Source organism: Luteibacter sp. UNC138MFCol5.1 (genome assembly GCF_900110505.1).
In the GTDB taxonomy this organism is placed as follows: Bacteria; Pseudomonadota; Gammaproteobacteria; order Xanthomonadales; family Rhodanobacteraceae; genus Luteibacter.
Window position 1 is genome coordinate 24259 of sequence record NZ_FODZ01000005.1, and the last position, 17276, is coordinate 41534.

Consider the following 17276-nt stretch of genomic DNA (forward strand, 5'->3'; position numbering starts at 1 on the left):
TCTCATGCGGTCGTGCCTATACTCGGAACAGGGGTCCGGCACGGGCCCCTCACAATCCGGGGAGGCTTCGATGCTGCAGCAGTACGGTTTATGGATCGCACTGGCATGTGCGGTCGTCGCGATCGCGTATGGCGCGTTTTCGGTCAGCTGGGTCCTGGCACGATCGCCGGGCAACGAACGGATGCAGGAGATCGCCGCCGCCATCCAGGAAGGAGCCCGCGCCTACCTCAACCGCCAGTACGCCACCATCGGCGTCGTCGGCATCGTGCTCTTCCTCCTCCTCGGCATCTTCCTCGACTGGGGTACCGCGATCGGCTTCGCGCTGGGGGCGGTGCTCTCGGGAGCCGCCGGCTACATCGGCATGAACGTTTCGGTTCGTGCCAACGTGCGTACCGCCGAGGCCGCCAGGAGCGGCCTTTCTTCTGCCCTCGCGGTGGCGTTCCGCGGTGGCGCCGTGACCGGCATGCTGGTGGTCGGTCTCGGCCTGCTCGGCGTCGCCGGCTACTACGGCGTGCTCACGCACATGGGCTACGAGCGCGCGCACGTGCTGCACGCGCTGGTCGGCCTGGCCTTCGGCTCGTCCCTGATTTCCATCTTCGCGCGGCTCGGCGGCGGCATCTTCACCAAGGGCGCGGACGTCGGCGCCGATCTCGTGGGCAAGGTCGAGGCCGGCATCCCCGAGGACGACCCGCGCAACCCGGCGGTCATCGCGGACAACGTGGGTGACAACGTCGGCGACTGCGCCGGCATGGCGGCGGATCTGTTCGAAACCTACGCGGTGACGCTGATCGCCACGATGCTGCTCGGTGGCGTGATGGCGACGGAGGTGGGACCGAATGGCATTCTCTATCCGCTGGTGCTCGGCGGCGCGTCGATCGTCGCATCGGTGATCGGCACGTTCTTCGTCAAGACGCGCGGCGGCAAGATCATGAACGCGCTGTACGCCGGCGTGTTCGTCTCCGCGCTGCTCGCGGCGATCGCTTTCTGGCCGATCACGCAGTCGTTGATGGCCGATTCCGCGTATGGGGCGGGCCGGCTCTTCGGCTGCGCGCTCATCGGCCTCGTGCTGACGGGCGCGATGGTCGTGATCACCGAGTATTACACCGCGACCGAGTACCGCCCCGTGCGGCACGTCGCGCAGTCGTCCACCACCGGACACGCGACGAACATCATCGCGGGCCTCGGCGTGTCGATGAAGTCGACCGCCCTGCCCGTGCTCGCGGTGTGCGCGGCGATCTGGGGCGCCTTCGCGCTCGCGGGACTGTATGGCATCGCCATCGCGGCCACCGCGATGCTGAGCATGACCGGCATGGTGGTGGCGCTGGACGCGTACGGTCCGATCACCGACAACGCCGGCGGCATCGCCGAGATGGCCGAACTGCCCGCGGAGGTACGCGGCGTCACCGACCCGCTGGACGCCGTGGGCAACACGACCAAGGCGGTGACCAAGGGCTACGCGATCGGATCGGCGGGCCTGGCCGCGCTGGTGCTCTTCGCCGACTACACGCACAACCTCGGCCTGCATTTCGGCGGCGCCGACGTGCGCTTCGACCTGTCGAACCATTACGTGATCATCGGCCTGCTGATCGGCGGTCTGATCCCGTACCTGTTCGCGGCGATGGCGATGGAGGCCGTGGGCCGCGCGGCGGGCGCCGTGGTCGAGGAGGTGCGCCGCCAGTTCCGCGAGATCGCCGGGATCATGCAGGGCACGACGAAGCCCGACTACTCGCGCGCGGTCGACATGCTGACCCGTTCGGCGATCCGCGAGATGCTGGTGCCGTCGCTGCTGCCGGTGCTGGTGCCCGTGGTGGTGATCTTCGGCTTCAAGTGGCTGGGCGGACCGGAGGCCGGCGCGCAGGCGCTGGGCGGCGTGCTCATCGGCACGATCGTCACGGGCCTGTTCGTGGCGATCTCCATGACCACGGGCGGCGGCGCGTGGGACAACGCCAAGAAGTACATCGAGGACGGCAACTTCGGCGGCAAGGGCTCCGACGCCCACAAGGCGGCCGTCACGGGCGACACGGTGGGCGACCCGTACAAGGACACCGCCGGCCCGGCGGTGAACCCGCTGATCAAGATCATCAACATCGTGGCGTTGCTGCTGATTCCGCTGCTTTGAGGCACGTCGATCGCCGATGCGATCGGCTCCCACCCTTCGGTAGCCACCCTGCTACCGAAGGGTGGGAGCCGACCGTGTCGGCGATGCCTAGGGCGGAAGTCATGGGGCCTGCCGCGATGCCATGGGTTATGGTCGGCTGTCACCAGCTTGCCGGACTACCAGACCCATGCCCCACCGCTTTATTGCGCTGGCCATCGCCCTTACCTTCTGTGGCATGACCCAGGCACACGACACCCCGCACTCCTCCGCCCCCGCCCCTCAGGCCGCCGGCGACGACGAAAACCTCTGGCTCGACGACATCGACGGCGCGAAGCCGCTCGCATGGGTGAAGGCCGAGAACGCGAAAACCGTCGCGGCCTACGCCGAAGGGCAGGATTTCAAGGCGCTCGACGCCCGCATCCTCGAGGTGCTGGATTCGGACGCGAAGATCCCGATGGTCTCGAAGATCGGTGGCCACTTCTTTAACTTCTGGCGCGACAAGCAGCATCCGAAGGGGCTGTGGCGCCGCACGACGCTTGCGGAATATCGCAAGGACAAGCCGGCGTGGGAGACCGTGATCGATCTCGACGCGCTCGCCGCGAGCGAAAAGGAGAACTGGGTCTGGCACGGCGTGCAGTGCCTGAAGCCCGACGACCGCCTTTGCCTCGTCTCGCTCTCGCGCGGTGGCGCGGACGCCGACGTGGTGCGCGAGTTCGACCTGTCGGCCAAGGCGTTCGTCAAGGACGGCTTCGCGCTGCCCGAGGCCAAGAGCCAGGTGGCCTGGATCGACCAGGACCATCTCTACGTCGCGACCGACTTCGGCCCGGGTTCGATGACCGATTCGAGCTATCCGCGCATCGTCAAGGAGTGGAAGCGCGGCACGCCGCTGTCGTCGGCGACGACGGTGTACGAGGGCAAGTCGTCCGACATGTCGATTTCCGCGTTCCGCGACCGGACGCCGGGCTTCGAGCGCGACTTCGTGCTGCGCGCGCTGGAGTTCTACAACAGCGAGACGTTCGTCCGCGGCAAGGACGGCAAGCTGACGAAGATCGACGTGCCCAACGATGCCGAGACCGACGTCGAGCGCGAGTGGTTGCTGGTCGAGCCGCGCACCGCATGGACGGTCGGCGGGAAGACATACCCGTCTGGCTCGCTGATCGCGACGAAGTTCGACGACTTCATGGCGGGCAAGCGCGAGTTCACGGTGCTGTTCACCCCTGACGAGCACACCTCGCTGTCGAGCCATTCGTGGACGCGACACCACCTCATCCTCAACGTGATGCGCGACGTCGTGAGCGAGGTCCGCATCCTGACGCCCGCGACGACCGGCGACTGGAAGAGCGAGGCGCTCGGCGGCGCGCCGGCGTTGAGCACCATGCAGGCCGGCGGCGTGGACGCCGACGATTCCGACGAATACTTCCTCACGGTGTCCGGCTTCCTGCAGCCCACCACGCTCTACTACGGCGTGCTGGGCAAGGGCGACCGCGAAGCGCTCAAGCACAGCCCGACGTTCTTCGACGCGTCGAAGTACACGGTGAGCCAGCACTTCGCGACGTCGAAGGACGGCACGAAGGTGCCCTACTTCGAGGTCGCGCCGAAGGCCATGAAGACCGACGGCAGCAATCCGACGCTGGTCTACGGCTACGGCGGTTTCGAGATCTCGTTGCAGCCGGCGTACTCGGCCGGCGTCGGGCGCGCCTGGCTGGAGAAGGGCGGCGTGTACGTGGTCGCCAACATCCGCGGTGGCGGCGAATACGGTCCGCGCTGGCACCAGGCGGCCCTGAAGGCCGAGCGCCCGCGTGCGTACGAGGATTTCGCGGCCGTGTCGCAGGACCTCATCGATCGCAAGGTCACCAGCCCGAAGCACATGGGCATGATGGGCGGCAGCAACGGCGGCCTGCTGGCCGGCAACATGCTCACGAAGTACCCGCAGCTGTACGGCGCGATCGTCAGCCAGGTGGCGCTGCTGGACATGAAGCGGTATCCGCACATGTCCGCGGGCGCGTCATGGATGGCCGAGTATGGCAATCCCGACGTCCCGGCCGAATGGAAGTACATCCAGACCTTCTCGCCGTACCACAACCTGCACAAGGGCACCCATTACCCGCCGGTGCTGTTCACCACCTCCACGCGCGACGACCGCGTGGGCCCGGTGCACGCCCGCAAGATGGCGGCACGGATGCAGGCCATGGGCTTCGACACCAGCTTCTACGAGAACATCGAGGGCGGGCACGGCGCGGCGGCGGACAACAAGCAGTCCGCGTTCATGAACGCGCTGGCGTACACGTACCTCTGGGAACACCTGAAGTAGTCGGCGGGAGCGGCCGGGTTTTGCCCGGCCGCTCCGCAGGACGTATGCTATCGGCCCCCTTAACCCCTCGAAAGATCAAGGAATCCCATGGGTCTGCACCTCGTCCCCGCCGGCAGGAACGTGCCGGACGAAATCAACGTCATCATCGAAATCCCCAAGGATGCCGAGCCGGTCAAGTACGAAGTGGAGAAGGAAAGCGGCGCGATCTTCGTGGACCGCATCCTGTCGACCCCGATGCGCTACCCGTGCAACTACGGCTACGTGCCGGGCACGCTGGGTGGCGACGGCGACCCGCTGGACGCCCTCGTGATCCTCCCGCTGTCGCTGGTGCCGGGCTCCGTGATCCGCTGCCACCCGGTCGGCATGCTGAAGATGACCGACGAAGCCGGCGCCGACGAGAAGCTCGTCGTGGTTCCGGTGGAGAAGGTGTTCGCCGGCTACGCCCACATTCGCGACATCGCGCAGGTGTCGGGCCACTGGCTGGAGCGCATCGGCCACTTCTTCGAGCACTACAAGGATCTCGAGAAGGGCAAGTGGGTCAAGGTCGACGGCTGGGTCGGCGCGGACGAGGCGAAGGCCGAGATCGTCGCCGGCATGGGCCGCTACAAGGCCGAGAACTGATCGGCGTCGGGTAGCGCGCGATGCGCGCTACCTTGCGAAGAAAACGAAAGGCCCGCGATCCGCGGGCCTTTCTTCATCCGCGGCCCAGCAGGGCGCGCAGATCGATGATCGCGGCGTTCGCGCGCGACACGTAATTGGCCATCACCAGCGAGTGGTTCGCGAAGAACCCGAACGGCGAGCCGTTCAGCACCACCGGGCTGCCGAGCGATTTCTGCGATTCCTCCAGCTCGCGGATGACCTGCTGCAGGCTGGCATCGGCGTTCTTGCTGCGCAGGATCGGCGCGAAGTCGTGGCGGATCGCCTTGAGCTGCTCCAGCAGCGTCCAGGTGTAACCGCGCGCCTCGTAGAAGTTGTCGTCGATCCGGTTCCACGGCGTCTTGACGAAGACGGCCTTGGCCGGCCCCGCCGCGGCGGGCGCGTCGGCGTTCGGCGCGGCGTCGACGCGAAGCTGGCCCACGCTCGCCGAAAGACGCTGCGACAGCGACCCGAGGCGCGCCGAGACGGTCTGCAGGTAATCGGCGAGGTTGTCGGCGCGCGCGTAGAAATGGGCGTTGGCGTCGGGCGCGTCGGAAAGGCGGGCGAGATAGTCCTCGAGGTCGTCCACCGCCTTGCCGTACTGCGATTCCGAGCTTGGCAGCAGCCAGCGGTCGTTCGGGCTGTTGAGCAGCGGGTCGGCCTCGCCCAGCGACTTGTCTTCCGTCGATTGCGTCTGCGAGCGGCTGAAGTCGTTGCGCAGGGCGCGAACCAGATCGCGCGATGCCGTGAGCGAGCCGAATTCCCAGTTCGGGACGTTGTCCATGAAGACGCCCGGCGGCAGCTTGTCGTTGCTGAGGTAGCCGCCGCGCTTGTCGAGCAGCGTGTCCACCGAACGGATCAGCGTATAGGTGGTGACCGCGCCGGTGCTCATCGGCCGGTCGATCTCCTTCATGTGCGCGGTGGTCACGGCCACCGGATCGAACTGCTCCGGTTCCTTGTCCCACCACCACATGAGGATCAGCACGAGCAGGATGAGCACGGCGATCGGCAGCGCGATCGCGATGCTCAGGGGCTTGCGCCGGCGGCGGGCGGCCGGCGGTGGAGTGGCGGTCGCATTCATGAGGGGTGTCCTTGTCGTCGTGAACGTTCGCCTAGCTTAACCGCCCGCCCCTTAACGGGTCAGTGCGCGCCAGGCGCGCCGTCACCCTTCGCACCGAGGTTTTCCAGCAGCGTCGCCATGTCCTCGGCGTGTTCCTCCTCCTGCGCGAGGATGTCTTCCATGATGCGCCGCGTCGTCGGGTCGTCGTCGCCGATGTACTGGACGATCTCGCGGTAGCTGTCGATGGCGATGCGCTCCGCCACGAGGTCTTCCTTGATCATGTCGACGAGCGTCACGCCCTCGACGTAATCGGCGTGGCTGCGCGAGAGCAGGCCTTCCGGATTGAAGTTCGGCGTGCCGTCGAGCTGCGTGATGCGTTCGGCGATGCGGTCGGCATGCGCCTGTTCCTCGTTGGCGTGCTCGAGGAACTCGGCCTTGACGCTCTGCGAGTGGATGCCGGGCGCCATGTAGTAGTGGTACTTGTAGCGCAGCACGCAGACGATCTCCGTGGCGAGCGCTTCGTTGAGCAGTTTGATCACCGTCTCGCGATCCGCACGGTAGCCCGACGTCACCGCGCCGTTGTCGATGTGCTCGCGGGCGCGCTTGCGGATGTTCTCGATGTCGCTGACGAAGGGCTTCACGCTGGACATGGCCTGGTCTCCTGGGAGAGTGGGAATGATCGGCCAGACGTTAGGGCGCTTCCTGGAAAGACTGGGTGAAGGCGCGGGCATCCACATCGCCCGACGCGCGTGGATGGCTGCCATGGCGAGATGGGCGCCGTCGTGCGGCAGCTCGACGGCCGAACCCATGCGGTCCGGCGGACGACCGTCCGCCGAGCGGGATCAGACGCTCACGTGGCGCGGCGAGTACGCGCGCATGAACATGTCGACGGCGGCCAGCGCATTGGCCTTGACCTCTTCGCCAAACTGCACGGCGCAATCCTCGCAGCCGAACAGGCGGCGGATCAGCAGGTCGCCCTTGAGCAGCGCGAGGAACTGCGTGGTCGCACGAGACGGATCGGGAATGTCGAGCTGCCCGCGCGCCGCCGCGCCCTCCAGCAGGCGCTGCATCAGCTTGTGCATGCGGACGGGACCTTCTTCCCACACGAGCCGACCGAAGCGCGGATTGCCTCCCGACTGGCAGTCGGAAAGGATCGCGCGGAACGTGCCGACCGATTCGGTGTTGGTCTCCATCGCGGCATGACGGCTGGCGATGTTGGTCAGCGTGACGCGGATGTCGGCGCCCGGGCTGAAATCGAACAGGTCGTCGGGCAGGCGCTCCTGCACGTGGGCGCGGATCACCTCGCGGAAGAGGTTGTCCTTGTCGCCGAAGTGGCTGTAAACGGTGAGCTTGGACACGCTGGCGGCGGCGGCCACGGCGTCCATGCTGGTGCCGGCGAACCCGCCCTGGGTGAACAGCGCTTTCGCGGCATCGAGGATGGCCGCGCGCTTCTCCATGTCCTTGGGACGGCCCGGGCCCTGGGCCTTGAGTTTCGGGCTGGCGTTCATGGCTGCACCTTCACAAACTAAGATTATGACTTTATTATACGCAGCGGTTCAGTTATTTCCAGCACGTCGCGGTTGGCATCGCGAGGGCCGTAACAACAAGAGTGCCGCCGTCCTTCTACCTTAGAATGCAAGGTGGGGGCGCTCCGGCGGTTCCCCATGGACGGCAAGGGGCCCGCGCAGCGACCGTTCAGGCGCCAGCGGCCGGCGGCGCGGCAGGAACCATGACTTGTGTCGGTTCCGTCCGGTGACTTCCGGCACTTCGCCCGGCGGCGACGGCGCAGCAGCCTTGCATCATTGGGAAAACGGGTCCTAACCGCTTATCCTTCCAAATCTTTTTGCAGCTTTCGTACGGAATACCAACCATGGCGATGAATTTCGAGCAGGCCCGGCAGAACATGGTCGAGAACCAGGTCCGCCCCGCGGAAGTCCTCGATTTCGATGTGCTCGATACCCTGAAGGCCGTGCGTCGCGAGGATTTCGTGGCTCCCGAGCATCGCAACGTGGCGTTCGCCGACCTCACGCTGCCCATCGGCCATGGCGAAGTGATGATGAAGCCGGTCATCGAGGGGCGGACCCTGCAGGCCGTGGCGCTCAACAAGACCGACGAGGTCCTCGAGATCGGTACCGGCACCGGCTACCTGACCGCCTGCCTCGCCCACCTCGCTGGCAAGGTCACCAGCATCGACATGCATGCCGACTTCGTCGAGGCCGCTCGCCAGCGCCTCGCGGCGGCGGGCATCACCAACGTCACGCTGGCGACGGCCGAGGCCGTCAACGGTTACGACCCGAAGGCCGTTTTCGACGCCATCGTGGTGACCGGCGCCGTCCATGCGGTTCCGGAGAAGTTCGTGCGCTGGCTGAAGCCCGGCGGGCGCATGTTCGTGGTGCGCGGCGATTCCCCCGCGCAGACGGCCGTGCTGCTCACCCACGAGGGTGACGGCCGCTACCGCGAGGAATCGCTGCTCGAAACGGACCTTCCCTACCTGGCGCATGCCGCGCCGGTGAAGCGCTTCGTGCTCTGACCCACCAGATCCCCATCACACACGAGGCGAAACCATGCGCTTGAAGCTGCTCACCGTCGCGTTGGCATTGGCTGCGATGCCCTTTGCCAGCCATGCGGAAGACCTGCTGGACGCCTACCGGCAGGCGCGGGCCAACGATCCGACGCTGTCGCAGGCGGATTCCACCCGCCTCGCCACCGGTGAAACGGTGGTGCAGGCCCGTGCCCTGCTGCTGCCGCAGATCAACGCGCAGCTCGGCCTGAGCCAGACGGACGTCAACGGTCCGAATCGCTCCGCCGGTCAGGACGCCAACGGCAACACCGTCATCGGACCGGATCTCGGCCACGTCCGCACGCGCACGCAGCAGGCGACGATCAGCCAGAGCGTGCTCGATTTCAGCAAGTACGCCGATCTGAAGGCGGCGAAGTCGTCGTCGGAGGCGCAGGACGCCACGTACGAAGCGGCACTGCAGCAGCTGGCTACCCGCGTCGCCACCGCGTATTTCCAGGTGCTGACCAACGACGACGCGCTGACCTTCGCGAAGGCCAACGAGCAGGCGCTCGCCCGCCAGCTCGAACAGGCGCAGCAGCGCTTCGACGTCGGTCTCTCCGCGATCACCGACGTGCAGGACGCCAAGGCCCAGCACGACACCGCCGTGGCCGCCGTCATCACGGCCGAGAACACGCTGGCCGACTCGCGCGAAGCGCTCACGCAGATCACCGGCAAGCCGGCGGACAACCTGAAGAAGCTGCGCGAGCAGCTGCCGATGGACGCGCCCTCGCCCAACGATCCGAAGGCGTGGGTCGCCGAAGCGGTCAAGAGCAACCCGCAGATCATCGCCTCGCAGTACAACGTCGAGTCGAGCGAGCACAGCATTTCCTCCGCGCGGGCCGGCCATCTGCCGACGATCGACGCCACGGCGAGCTACGGCAAGTCGACCCAGTGGTACGAGAACGGCGGCAACGGCGCCTCGTCGGCGATCAACCGCCTGAACGGTAACGGCCGTGGCCAGACGACCGTCGGCGTCACGCTGAACGTGCCGATCTTCTCCGGCGGCGCCACGCAGTCGCGTGTCCGCCAGTCGATCTACCAGCGCGACGCCGCGCAGGATTCGCTGGAGGCCACCCGCCGCCAGGTGGTGCGCGACACGCTCAACTACTACCGTTCGGTCGTGGCGGGCATCAGCAAGGTGGAAGCGACCAAGGCGGCCGTGGAGTCCTCCGAGAGCGCGCGCGACGCCACGCAGGCCGGCTTCGAAGTCGGCACGCGCACGATCGTCGACGTCCTGATCGCCCAGCAGAACCTCACCCAGGCGCTCAGCGACTACTCGCAGGCCCGCCACCAGTTCATCCTCGACAAGCTGCTGCTGAAGCAGACCGCCGGGACGGTGGACGTGAAGGACCTCGAAGCGATCAACGCGCTGCTGCAGTAATCCGCGGCGAACGGTCGCAACGAAGAAGCCCCGGGGAGACCCGGGGCTTCTTCGTTGGAGAACGTGCCGACCTCGCGGACGGCGTCATTCCTGCAGCAGGCGGTCCACCAGCTCCATGACCTTGCCGACCGAGCCGCGCTCGCTCTCGAACACCTGACGCGCCGCCGCGCCCATGGCGGCACGCCGCGCGGGGTCGCGCAGCAGCGACAGCACCTCGGCGCCGAGCTCGCTGCCGTCGGCGACGCGCTGGCCGCCCTTCTCGTCGAGCAGCAGCTGCGTGATCTCTTCGAAGTTGTACGTGTAAGGACCCACGAGCACCGGCTTGCCGAACGCGGCCGGTTCCAGCACGTTGTGGCCACCGATCGCGACGAGGCTGCCGCCGACGAAGGCCACGTCCGCCGCCGCGAAGAAGCGCAACAGCTCGCCCATCGAATCGATGACGAAACACTGCGTGCCGTGTCCCGGCAGCTTGTCGCCGCTGCGCGTCGCGACGTGGAACCCGAGGCTGCGCACCGATGCCTCGACCGCCTTGAAACGTTCCGGATGCCGCGGCGCGATCAGCAGCAGGGCGTCCGGCAGGCGGCGCATCACCTCGAGGTGCGCCTCGAGCACGCACATCTCCTCGCCCTCGTGCGTGCTCGCCGCGATCCAGACCGGGCGGCCGTTGCCCCAGGATTCGCGCATCGCGGTGCCGGCCTCCACGGCCGCGCTCGGTACCGGCATGTCGAACTTCAGGTTGCCCGCGACGGTGAGCTGGCTAGGCTCCGCGCCGAGCAGGCGATAGCGCGCCGCGTCCGTGCGCGACTGCGCGGCGATGTGGCTCACGCAGCGCAGCGCGCGTTTCACCAGCGAACTCATGCGCGCGTAGCCGCGCAAGGAGCGCTCGGACAGCCGCGCGTTGGCGATCAGCAGCGGGATGCCGTGGCGACGGCAGGCGAAGTAGAGGTTCGGCCAGATCTCCGTCTCGACGATCACAGCCAGCCGCGGGCGCGTGCTGCGCAGGAAACGCCGGACCGCGAACGGCAGGTCGTACGGCAGATAGACGCTGTGGACGGTGTCGCCGAAGAGCTGGCGCACGCGCTCCGAGCCCGTGGGCGTCACCGTGGTCACCAGCATCGGGGCCTGCGGATAGGCCTCCATCAAGGCCTTCACCAGCGGCTCCGCGGCGTTGACCTCGCCCACGGAGACGGCATGGACCCAGAGGCAACCGTTGAGCCGCGGCTCGCGGAACCGGCCGAAGCGCTCGCGCCAGCGCACGTGATAGTCGCCGTAGCGCATGCCGCGCGCCATCAGTCGCAGCATCACCAACGGCGTGAACAGGTACATCGCGAGGTTGTAGAGCAGGCGCAGCAGCACGCGGATCCTGGGTTTGCCCGTGACCGCGCAGTATAGCCGCCCCCATTCGCTACAATGACCGGCCATGCCCGGTATGCCCCGCCCCCACCTGACCCGCGCCCTCCTGACGCCCCGCCACTGGCCGGCGTGGCTCGGCGTGGCCGTCATCTGGTTGATCGCGCGCCTGCCCTTCCGGCTGCTGATGCGGCTGGGACGCCTCGCCGGCCGGCTGGCGCTCCACCTGAACCCCGAACGTCGGCGGGTCGCCGCGATCAACATCGCGCTGTGCTTCCCGGAGCTCGATCCCGCGGCGCAGAAGGCGCTGGTCCGGGCGAACCTCTGCGACGTCGGCATGATGCTCGCCGAGTTCGCGCTGGGGTGGATGGGTTCCGACCGCGCGATCGCCAACGTGCCGGTGACCGTCGAGGGGCTGGAGCACCTCGAGGCCGCGCGGGCGGAAGGCCGGGGCGTGCTGCTGGTCGGCGGCCACTTCTCGCATCTGGAGCTGTGCGCGCGCCTGGTGTCGCAGCGCATCCGCATCTCGGGCATGTACCGGCGCATGGATTCCGACGTCTTCGAATTCGCGGTGCTGCGCTCGCGACTGCATTACGCGGCCGCGATGTTCGAGAAGGACGACATCCGCGGGACGGTGAAGTACCTCAAGTCCGGCGGCACGCTCTGGTACGCGCCCGACCAGGACATGCGCAGCAAGGACAACGTCTTCGTGCCCTTCTTCGGCGTGCCCGCGGCCACGATCACGGCCACGCACCACCTCGCCCGCCTCTCCGGCGCGGTGGTCATCCCCTTCTACCATCGCCGCCTCCCCGGGGACGCCGGCTACGCGATGCGCCTCGGCGCGCCGATGACCGACTTCCCGAGCAAGGACGCCGCGCTGGACACCGCGCGCGTGAACGGAGAAATCGAGCAGATGGTCCGCGAAGCACCCGAGCAATACCTCTGGGTACACAAGCGCTTCAAGACGCGGCCTCCGGGCGCGGCGAAGGTTTACTGAGCCGCGGCCATAGGCCGTTCGAGCGTGACCTACCTTCGGGTGGGAGCGCGCTTGCGCGCGAACGGGCGCCACGATCGCCTGCATAGCCGCAGTGGCGGACCGCTCCCGCACTCAGGAAACTTCACCATCCGTCGATGCGTTACCAGAGCCGACGACTCAGGCTCGGCAGGTCTTCGGAGCCGGGTCGCGTCTATTTCATTACCATTTGTGCGCGGAACCGGTTGCCGATCTTCGCGGATACCTTGCGCGCCCGGACGGCATCGCGAATCAGCGACGCTGGCGACACGTGGGGTAGCGGCGCGCAAGCGCGCTCCCACCCGAAGACCGTCGCGGTCGTACGTACCTTTCCATGGGCTTTCTCGCCCCACAACACCCGCCCAACAGCCCCGACCTTTCGAAAGCCACGCGAAAAAACGACAGCGTAGAACGATGGCCATCGTCACCGGATGGACCGTTCCGCCATGCAATCGATCTTTCGTTTCGTGCGTTCCCTGCGCGGTCGTACCGGGTGGCACAGCACGCGGTCGCATGCCGTCGGGGCGGTACTGACGTATGTCGGACGCAGCGTGTCGCGCTGGCGCGAGCACGACGACTGGCTGGCGTTCCTCGAGTCCACGCCGATGCTCGGCATCGCCGCGATCGACACGGTGCTGCCGGAGCGCTACCAGCATCGCTACCTGAGCAAGGCATTCACGCGCGAGCGTCGCCTGCGCGCCATACGCGACCACTACGAGTTCGCGCTCGCGCGTTTCCCACGCCCGTTCTTCCACACGCTCTACCGCGAACGCAAGGTGGTCGCCGGCGAACTCACGCTGCGTGACGGCGGCAGGCTTTCGCTCATCGTGAAGGCACCGATGCGGCGCAGCCGCGAGGGCGAGCTCAGCCTGTCGCTCACCGACGAGAACGGCCTGCAGATTTCCTACGCCACGATCTCCTTCATCGATGGCGGCCGCACGATCGCGATCGGTTGTCTCCAGGGTGCGGCGAACAACGCGGGACGCGACGTGGTACGCGACCTGACGCGGCAGTGCCATGGGTTGCGCCCGAAGAACCTGCTCCTGTCGATGATCCGCGCGCTGGCCGATGCGTTCGACGTCGAGCGCGTGATCGGCATCGGCAATGGCAAGCACGTGTTCGCCGGTATTCCCGACAAGGTCAAGGCGGATTACGACGCGTTCTGGATCGAATCCTACGGCGTGCCTGGCGACGATGGATTCTTCGTACTCCCGCCGCGCGACCCGGTGCGTAGCGCGATGGATGTCGAAAGCAAGCGGCGCAGCGAGTTCCGCCGGCGCGAGGCGCTGCGGCACGAAGCGTGCGAGTTAATCGTCGCCGCGTTCGGCGTCCGGCGGCCGGCGCTCGCCCTCGCCGCCTGAGCGCTGCGACTCGTACAGCTTCGCGTATTTCAGGAACGCGTAGAACGCGTGCACGCGGGCGGCGACGAAGCCGGCCCATCCCGCGCGCCAGTGGCCGCGCCAGACGTAATAGCGCGCGAAGGCCACCGCCGGGTAGAACACCATGCGCGTGCGCAGGAAGCGTGGCTTGCGCGCGTCGCGGTCGCGCACCTGCAACGACGAGTAGCGGTTGGCCTTGTCGACGCGCCCCTCGATGTCACGCTCGCCGTAGTGATCGATCACCACGTCGAGGCGCTCGACGGGACCGTCCACGACGACGCTCTCGTGCACCTCGTGGCCGCTCATGCGTGCGCGCGTGCGATCGAACAGGCGGACGTAATGGTTCATCCGCGCCCGATCGGCCTGCCAGCGCCAGAACACCCACTCTCGCCGGAGCAGCACGAAACCTGCGGCGCGCGGCGCCGCGAGCGCGGCGCGCAGCCGTGGCCCGGCATCGGCCGGCAGCGATTCATCCGAATCCAGCAGCAACACCCAGCGATGGACCGCGAGGTCGATCGCCGCCTGCTTCTGCGCGCTGTAGCCGGCGAACGGCTGCACCGCCACGCGGGCCCCGTGACGCCGGGCGATCTCGCGCGTGGCGTCGGCGGACCCGGAGTCGAGCACGACGATGTCGTTGGCGAAGGCGACGGAGGCCAGGCACGCGCCGATCGTGTCGGCGTTGTCGAACGTCGTGACGACGACCGACAGCGGCTCAGCGCGCACGAACGGGCGCCTCGTCCGGAAGGTCGGCGAACAGCGCCGCGCACCACACGGACACCAGCCACGCGGCGAGCAGGCCCCACCACGCCGAGTAGAACGCCATGTGCGTGTTCAGGGGGAACAGGATCGCGACCAGCGCCACCGTCGGCGGGAACGCGCGGCGACGCGCTTCCGAGCCTGCGCGCCACCAGGCCCGCGCGGCGAGGATCGCCGCGACGAGCCACGCGACGAGTCCGAGCGTGCCGGTCTCCGTCGCGACCTCGAGCAGCACCTGGTGCGCGTGGCAGGCCCCCTCGCCGTCCCCGCATTTCTCGACCGTGAGGAAGTGATCGCCCGGTGCGGCGTACGCCGGATACGCGACGCGGAATCCGCGCACGCCCACGCCGTTCACCGGATGGGCGGCATAGAGCCGGAGGCTGGTCGTCCAGATGTCGAGCCGACCGGTCAGCGCGGCGTCGATACCGGCCGACGTGCCCGACAGCGCCGGCACCGTGTGCGCCACCCGGTCGCGGAAGCGCGGCGACACCTGCCAGGCCAGCGCCGCGACGAGCGCGACCGCCGCGCCGGCGCCGAGGCAGGCGACGGCGAAACGCCGGAACGTGCCGGCCTCGCTCCACAGGAACGCCAGCGCCACGATGCCGTAGCAGAGCCACGACGCGCGCGAGCCGGAAAGCAGCACGGGCCCGAGCGCCAGCAGGAACGCCAGCACGAGGCCGCGGCGGCCCCAGCGTTCGCGCGCGGCCCACAGCAGGAACGGCGCCAGCGCCGAAAGGGCCGGGCCGAGCTTGAGATTGGTGTCGCCGAAGATGCCGGAGAGGCGTTCGGGGTGCGAGGCGCCCGCGAGGCCGTAGCCGGTCACCGCCTGGACCCATGCGTCCGCGACCCAGACGGCGACCACGACGGCCGTCGCCCTGTACAGCGCGCGGACCTTGTCGGGCCGGCGCATGGCGAAGCAGGTGTAGACGCCCAGCGGCGCGAAACGAAGGATCCCGGCCACCGTGCCCCAGCTCTTCCCCGGCGCGACGGCGTCGATCGCCGAGACCAGCGCCGCCAAGGCGTACGCCGCGAAGAGCGCGAGAAAGAGCCGGGCGCCCGGATGATGACGGATCGCCTCGGGTTCGCGGACGATGAGCAGGATCGCGCCGACAAGCGCGAGGAACACGCCGAGCTCCGCGCTGCGACCGAACGGCAGCAGCGCGGGAACCAGCCAGACCGGGAGCAGCGGCGACGCGAGCCCCGCGCGGATCGATGCGCCGAAGCCGGTGCCGCTCACGCCGCGGCCACGCCGGCCATCACCTCGTCGTAGATCGCGAGCGTGGCCGACTGCATGTCGGCGAGGCGATAGCTGCGCGGCGGCGGGATCGACGGCGCAAAGCGCAGCAGTTCGGCGGCGCGCTCCACGAGCTTCTCGCGATCGCCCGGCGGCACGCGGCCGGCCGGATAGAGCTCCGCCAGCAACTCGCCGACACCACCATGCGCGTAGCCCATCACGGGGCGGCACAGCGCGAGCGCTTCGACCACCGTGCGGCCGAACGATTCCGGACGGACCGACAGCTGCAGGATCAGGTCGGACATGGCGTAGATGTCGCGGACGTCCGAACGCGGCGGCGAGATCACCACCTTGTCGTCCAGGCCGCGGTTGTGGATGAGCGAGCGCAGCTCGGCCACGTACGCTTCGCGGCCCGGCTCGTCGGCGCCGAGCAGGAGCAGGCGCACGTCGATGGCGCGCTGCGCCAGATCCGACACCAGCTCTATCGCGTCCGCGTGGCCCTTCAGGCGCGTGCCGCGGCCGGGCAAGGTCAGCAGCGGCGCTCCCGCCAGCTGCGGATACTGCTCGAAGAACGCGCGCTGCCAGGTATCGTCCGGACGGTAGCCGTACGGAAAGGCGTCCGTATCGATGCCGCGCGGCACGACGGCGATGCGTGAGGCCTCGATGTCGTCGGGGTAATGCCGCAACACGTAGTCGCGCAGGGTCTGCGACACCACGATCACGCGCTCGCCGCGCAGCAGGATCGCGCTGTAGCGACCGGGGCTGTTCAGGCCGTGCACCGTGGTGACGAAATGCGGCCGCGGCTTCACGCCGCGCATGGCCCACCAGCCGATCCAGGCGGGCACGCGCGAACGCGCATGCACGATGTCGGGCTGGATGTCGCGAAGGATGCGGCGCAGCTTGCCGACGGTGAACAGCGTGGCGAACGACTTGCGTCCGATGGGCAGCGTGATGTGCTGGCTACCCTCGGCCTCCAGCTGCGCCACCATGCGTCCGCCGGCGGACACGACGACCGAGCGGTGACCGGCGCGGACCAGGGCCCTGGCGATTTCCAGGGTCGAGCGCTCGGCGCCACCGGAATGAAGGGCGGGTATGAGCTGTACGACGGTCATCGTCCGGGCGGGAGAGACGGTGGCCATGGGCGGTCCGGATGGGGTGGGAGACGCGCAGGCGATGCACGAAGCATGCCCGCGCGGGTCGATCAGTCTTTCAGGACGTACGTCGCGCCGCAATACATGCACTTGGACGTGCCGCCGTCGTCGACGATCGGCAGGTAGACCTTCGGATGCGAGTTCCACAGGTACATGCCGGGCATCGGGCACGACAGCGGAAGGTCGGCACGCGTCACTTCGTAACGATTTTCGGCGTTCGCCGGGATCAGCGGCGCGGCCGCGGGATTGGGGCGCATGGGAAAACTCCGGCGATGCGTTGGAACGGGGACAAGGGGCGATGTTAGCAGGAACGCCCTGCCCGGCGACGCGCGCGCAGAGGATGTGGGA

15 protein-coding genes are annotated in these 17276 nt (G+C 68.1%); 7 read left to right on the top strand and 8 right to left on the bottom strand.

Features of this window, described 5'->3' with window-relative positions:
- Positions 1-70: 70 nt before the first annotated feature.
- The 3 genes from BMY69_RS14280 to ppa all read left to right on the top strand — a co-directional run bounded on the left by BMY69_RS14280 (position 71) and on the right by ppa (position 5030).
- Positions 71-2119 carry a sodium-translocating pyrophosphatase gene (locus BMY69_RS14280; protein WP_090057187.1) on the top strand — a complete coding sequence of 683 codons (2049 nt, stop codon included), beginning with the start codon at positions 71-73 and terminating at the stop codon, positions 2117-2119.
- Between the two features lie 166 nt (positions 2120-2285).
- Entirely contained in the window at positions 2286-4409 is a 2124-nt protein-coding gene (locus BMY69_RS14285; protein WP_090179509.1) for a prolyl oligopeptidase family serine peptidase, read from the top strand.
- 87 nt (positions 4410-4496) lie between these two features.
- Positions 4497-5030: an inorganic diphosphatase gene (gene ppa, locus BMY69_RS14290; RefSeq protein WP_090179511.1), complete on the top strand. Its 534-nt coding sequence runs from the start codon at positions 4497-4499 to the stop codon at positions 5028-5030.
- A 73-nt stretch (positions 5031-5103) separates the two neighbouring features.
- Here ppa and BMY69_RS14295 read toward each other — a convergent pair whose 3' ends face one another.
- The 3 genes from BMY69_RS14295 to BMY69_RS14305 form a co-directional block, all read right to left on the bottom strand.
- The gene (locus tag BMY69_RS14295; protein ID WP_090179514.1) at positions 5104-6126 is read right to left on the bottom strand and encodes a DUF2333 family protein; all 1023 of its coding nucleotides are present in this window, start codon (positions 6124-6126) and stop codon (positions 5104-5106) included.
- 59 nt (positions 6127-6185) lie between these two features.
- On the bottom strand, positions 6186-6755 hold the full coding sequence (locus BMY69_RS14300) for a ferritin-like domain-containing protein (RefSeq protein ID WP_090057196.1): 570 nt from the start codon (positions 6753-6755) through the stop codon (positions 6186-6188).
- A gap of 192 nt (positions 6756-6947) precedes the next feature.
- A complete protein-coding gene (locus tag BMY69_RS14305; protein ID WP_090057199.1) occupies positions 6948-7613 on the bottom strand; it encodes a TetR/AcrR family transcriptional regulator in 666 nt (221 codons plus the stop codon).
- A gap of 362 nt (positions 7614-7975) precedes the next feature.
- On the opposite strand from BMY69_RS14305, the gene BMY69_RS14310 reads away from it, so the two are divergent.
- Positions 7976-8635: a protein-L-isoaspartate O-methyltransferase family protein gene (locus tag BMY69_RS14310; protein ID WP_090179516.1), complete on the top strand. Its 660-nt coding sequence runs from the start codon at positions 7976-7978 to the stop codon at positions 8633-8635.
- A gap of 34 nt (positions 8636-8669) precedes the next feature.
- Entirely contained in the window at positions 8670-10046 is a 1377-nt protein-coding gene (locus BMY69_RS14315) for a TolC family outer membrane protein (RefSeq protein ID WP_090057203.1), read from the top strand.
- 84 nt (positions 10047-10130) lie between these two features.
- Here BMY69_RS14315 and waaA read toward each other — a convergent pair whose 3' ends face one another.
- A complete protein-coding gene (gene waaA, locus BMY69_RS14320; RefSeq protein ID WP_090180001.1) occupies positions 10131-11396 on the bottom strand; it encodes a lipid IV(A) 3-deoxy-D-manno-octulosonic acid transferase in 1266 nt (421 codons plus the stop codon).
- A 70-nt stretch (positions 11397-11466) separates the two neighbouring features.
- Between waaA and lpxL the strand changes: the two genes are divergently transcribed.
- Positions 11467-12393 carry an LpxL/LpxP family Kdo(2)-lipid IV(A) lauroyl/palmitoleoyl acyltransferase gene (gene lpxL / locus BMY69_RS14325; RefSeq protein ID WP_254779375.1) on the top strand — a complete coding sequence of 309 codons (927 nt, stop codon included), beginning with the start codon at positions 11467-11469 and terminating at the stop codon, positions 12391-12393.
- A 461-nt stretch (positions 12394-12854) separates the two neighbouring features.
- On the top strand, positions 12855-13769 hold the full coding sequence (locus tag BMY69_RS14330) for a VirK/YbjX family protein (RefSeq protein ID WP_177191186.1): 915 nt from the start codon (positions 12855-12857) through the stop codon (positions 13767-13769).
- Here BMY69_RS14330 and BMY69_RS14335 read toward each other — a convergent pair.
- From BMY69_RS14335 to BMY69_RS14350, 4 genes are all read right to left on the bottom strand, one after another.
- On the bottom strand, positions 13716-14510 hold the full coding sequence (locus BMY69_RS14335; RefSeq protein WP_090179521.1) for a glycosyltransferase family 2 protein: 795 nt from the start codon (positions 14508-14510) through the stop codon (positions 13716-13718). The genes BMY69_RS14330 and BMY69_RS14335 overlap by 54 nt on opposite strands.
- Positions 14500-15780, bottom strand: a complete 1281-nt coding sequence (locus tag BMY69_RS14340) for an O-antigen ligase family protein (protein ID WP_090179524.1) — start codon at positions 15778-15780, stop codon at positions 14500-14502. Before BMY69_RS14340 ends, BMY69_RS14335 begins: the two co-directional genes overlap by 11 nt.
- Positions 15777-16916 (bottom strand): glycosyltransferase, encoded by a 1140-nt coding sequence (locus BMY69_RS14345; RefSeq protein WP_090179526.1) that lies wholly within the window; start codon positions 16914-16916, stop codon positions 15777-15779. The genes BMY69_RS14340 and BMY69_RS14345 overlap by 4 nt, the downstream gene beginning before the upstream one ends.
- 62 nt (positions 16917-16978) lie before the next feature.
- On the bottom strand, positions 16979-17185 hold the full coding sequence (locus BMY69_RS14350; RefSeq protein WP_090057215.1) for a zinc-finger domain-containing protein: 207 nt from the start codon (positions 17183-17185) through the stop codon (positions 16979-16981).
- Between the last annotated feature and the right edge of the window lie 91 nt (positions 17186-17276).

Excerpts from the sequence above, each read along its gene's own strand:
- BMY69_RS14310 (WP_090179516.1), top strand. The coding sequence starts at position 7,976 with ATGGCGATGAATTTCGAGCAGGCCCGGCAGAACATGGTCGAGAACCAG.
- BMY69_RS14285 (WP_090179509.1), top strand. The coding sequence starts at position 2,286 with ATGCCCCACCGCTTTATTGCGCTGGCCATCGCCCTTACCTTCTGTGGC.
- BMY69_RS14350 (WP_090057215.1), bottom strand. The coding sequence starts at position 17,185 with ATGCGCCCCAATCCCGCGGCCGCGCCGCTGATCCCGGCGAACGCCGAA.
- BMY69_RS14330 (WP_177191186.1), top strand. The coding sequence starts at position 12,855 with ATGCAATCGATCTTTCGTTTCGTGCGTTCCCTGCGCGGTCGTACCGGG.
- lpxL (WP_254779375.1), top strand. The coding sequence starts at position 11,467 with ATGCCCGGTATGCCCCGCCCCCACCTGACCCGCGCCCTCCTGACGCCC.
- BMY69_RS14295 (WP_090179514.1), bottom strand. The coding sequence starts at position 6,126 with ATGAATGCGACCGCCACTCCACCGCCGGCCGCCCGCCGCCGGCGCAAG.
- BMY69_RS14300 (WP_090057196.1), bottom strand. The coding sequence starts at position 6,755 with ATGTCCAGCGTGAAGCCCTTCGTCAGCGACATCGAGAACATCCGCAAG.
- BMY69_RS14280 (WP_090057187.1), top strand. The coding sequence starts at position 71 with ATGCTGCAGCAGTACGGTTTATGGATCGCACTGGCATGTGCGGTCGTC.
- BMY69_RS14345 (WP_090179526.1), bottom strand. The coding sequence starts at position 16,916 with ATGGCCACCGTCTCTCCCGCCCGGACGATGACCGTCGTACAGCTCATA.
- BMY69_RS14305 (WP_090057199.1), bottom strand. The coding sequence starts at position 7,613 with ATGAACGCCAGCCCGAAACTCAAGGCCCAGGGCCCGGGCCGTCCCAAG.
- ppa (WP_090179511.1), top strand. The coding sequence starts at position 4,497 with ATGGGTCTGCACCTCGTCCCCGCCGGCAGGAACGTGCCGGACGAAATC.
- BMY69_RS14315 (WP_090057203.1), top strand. The coding sequence starts at position 8,670 with ATGCGCTTGAAGCTGCTCACCGTCGCGTTGGCATTGGCTGCGATGCCC.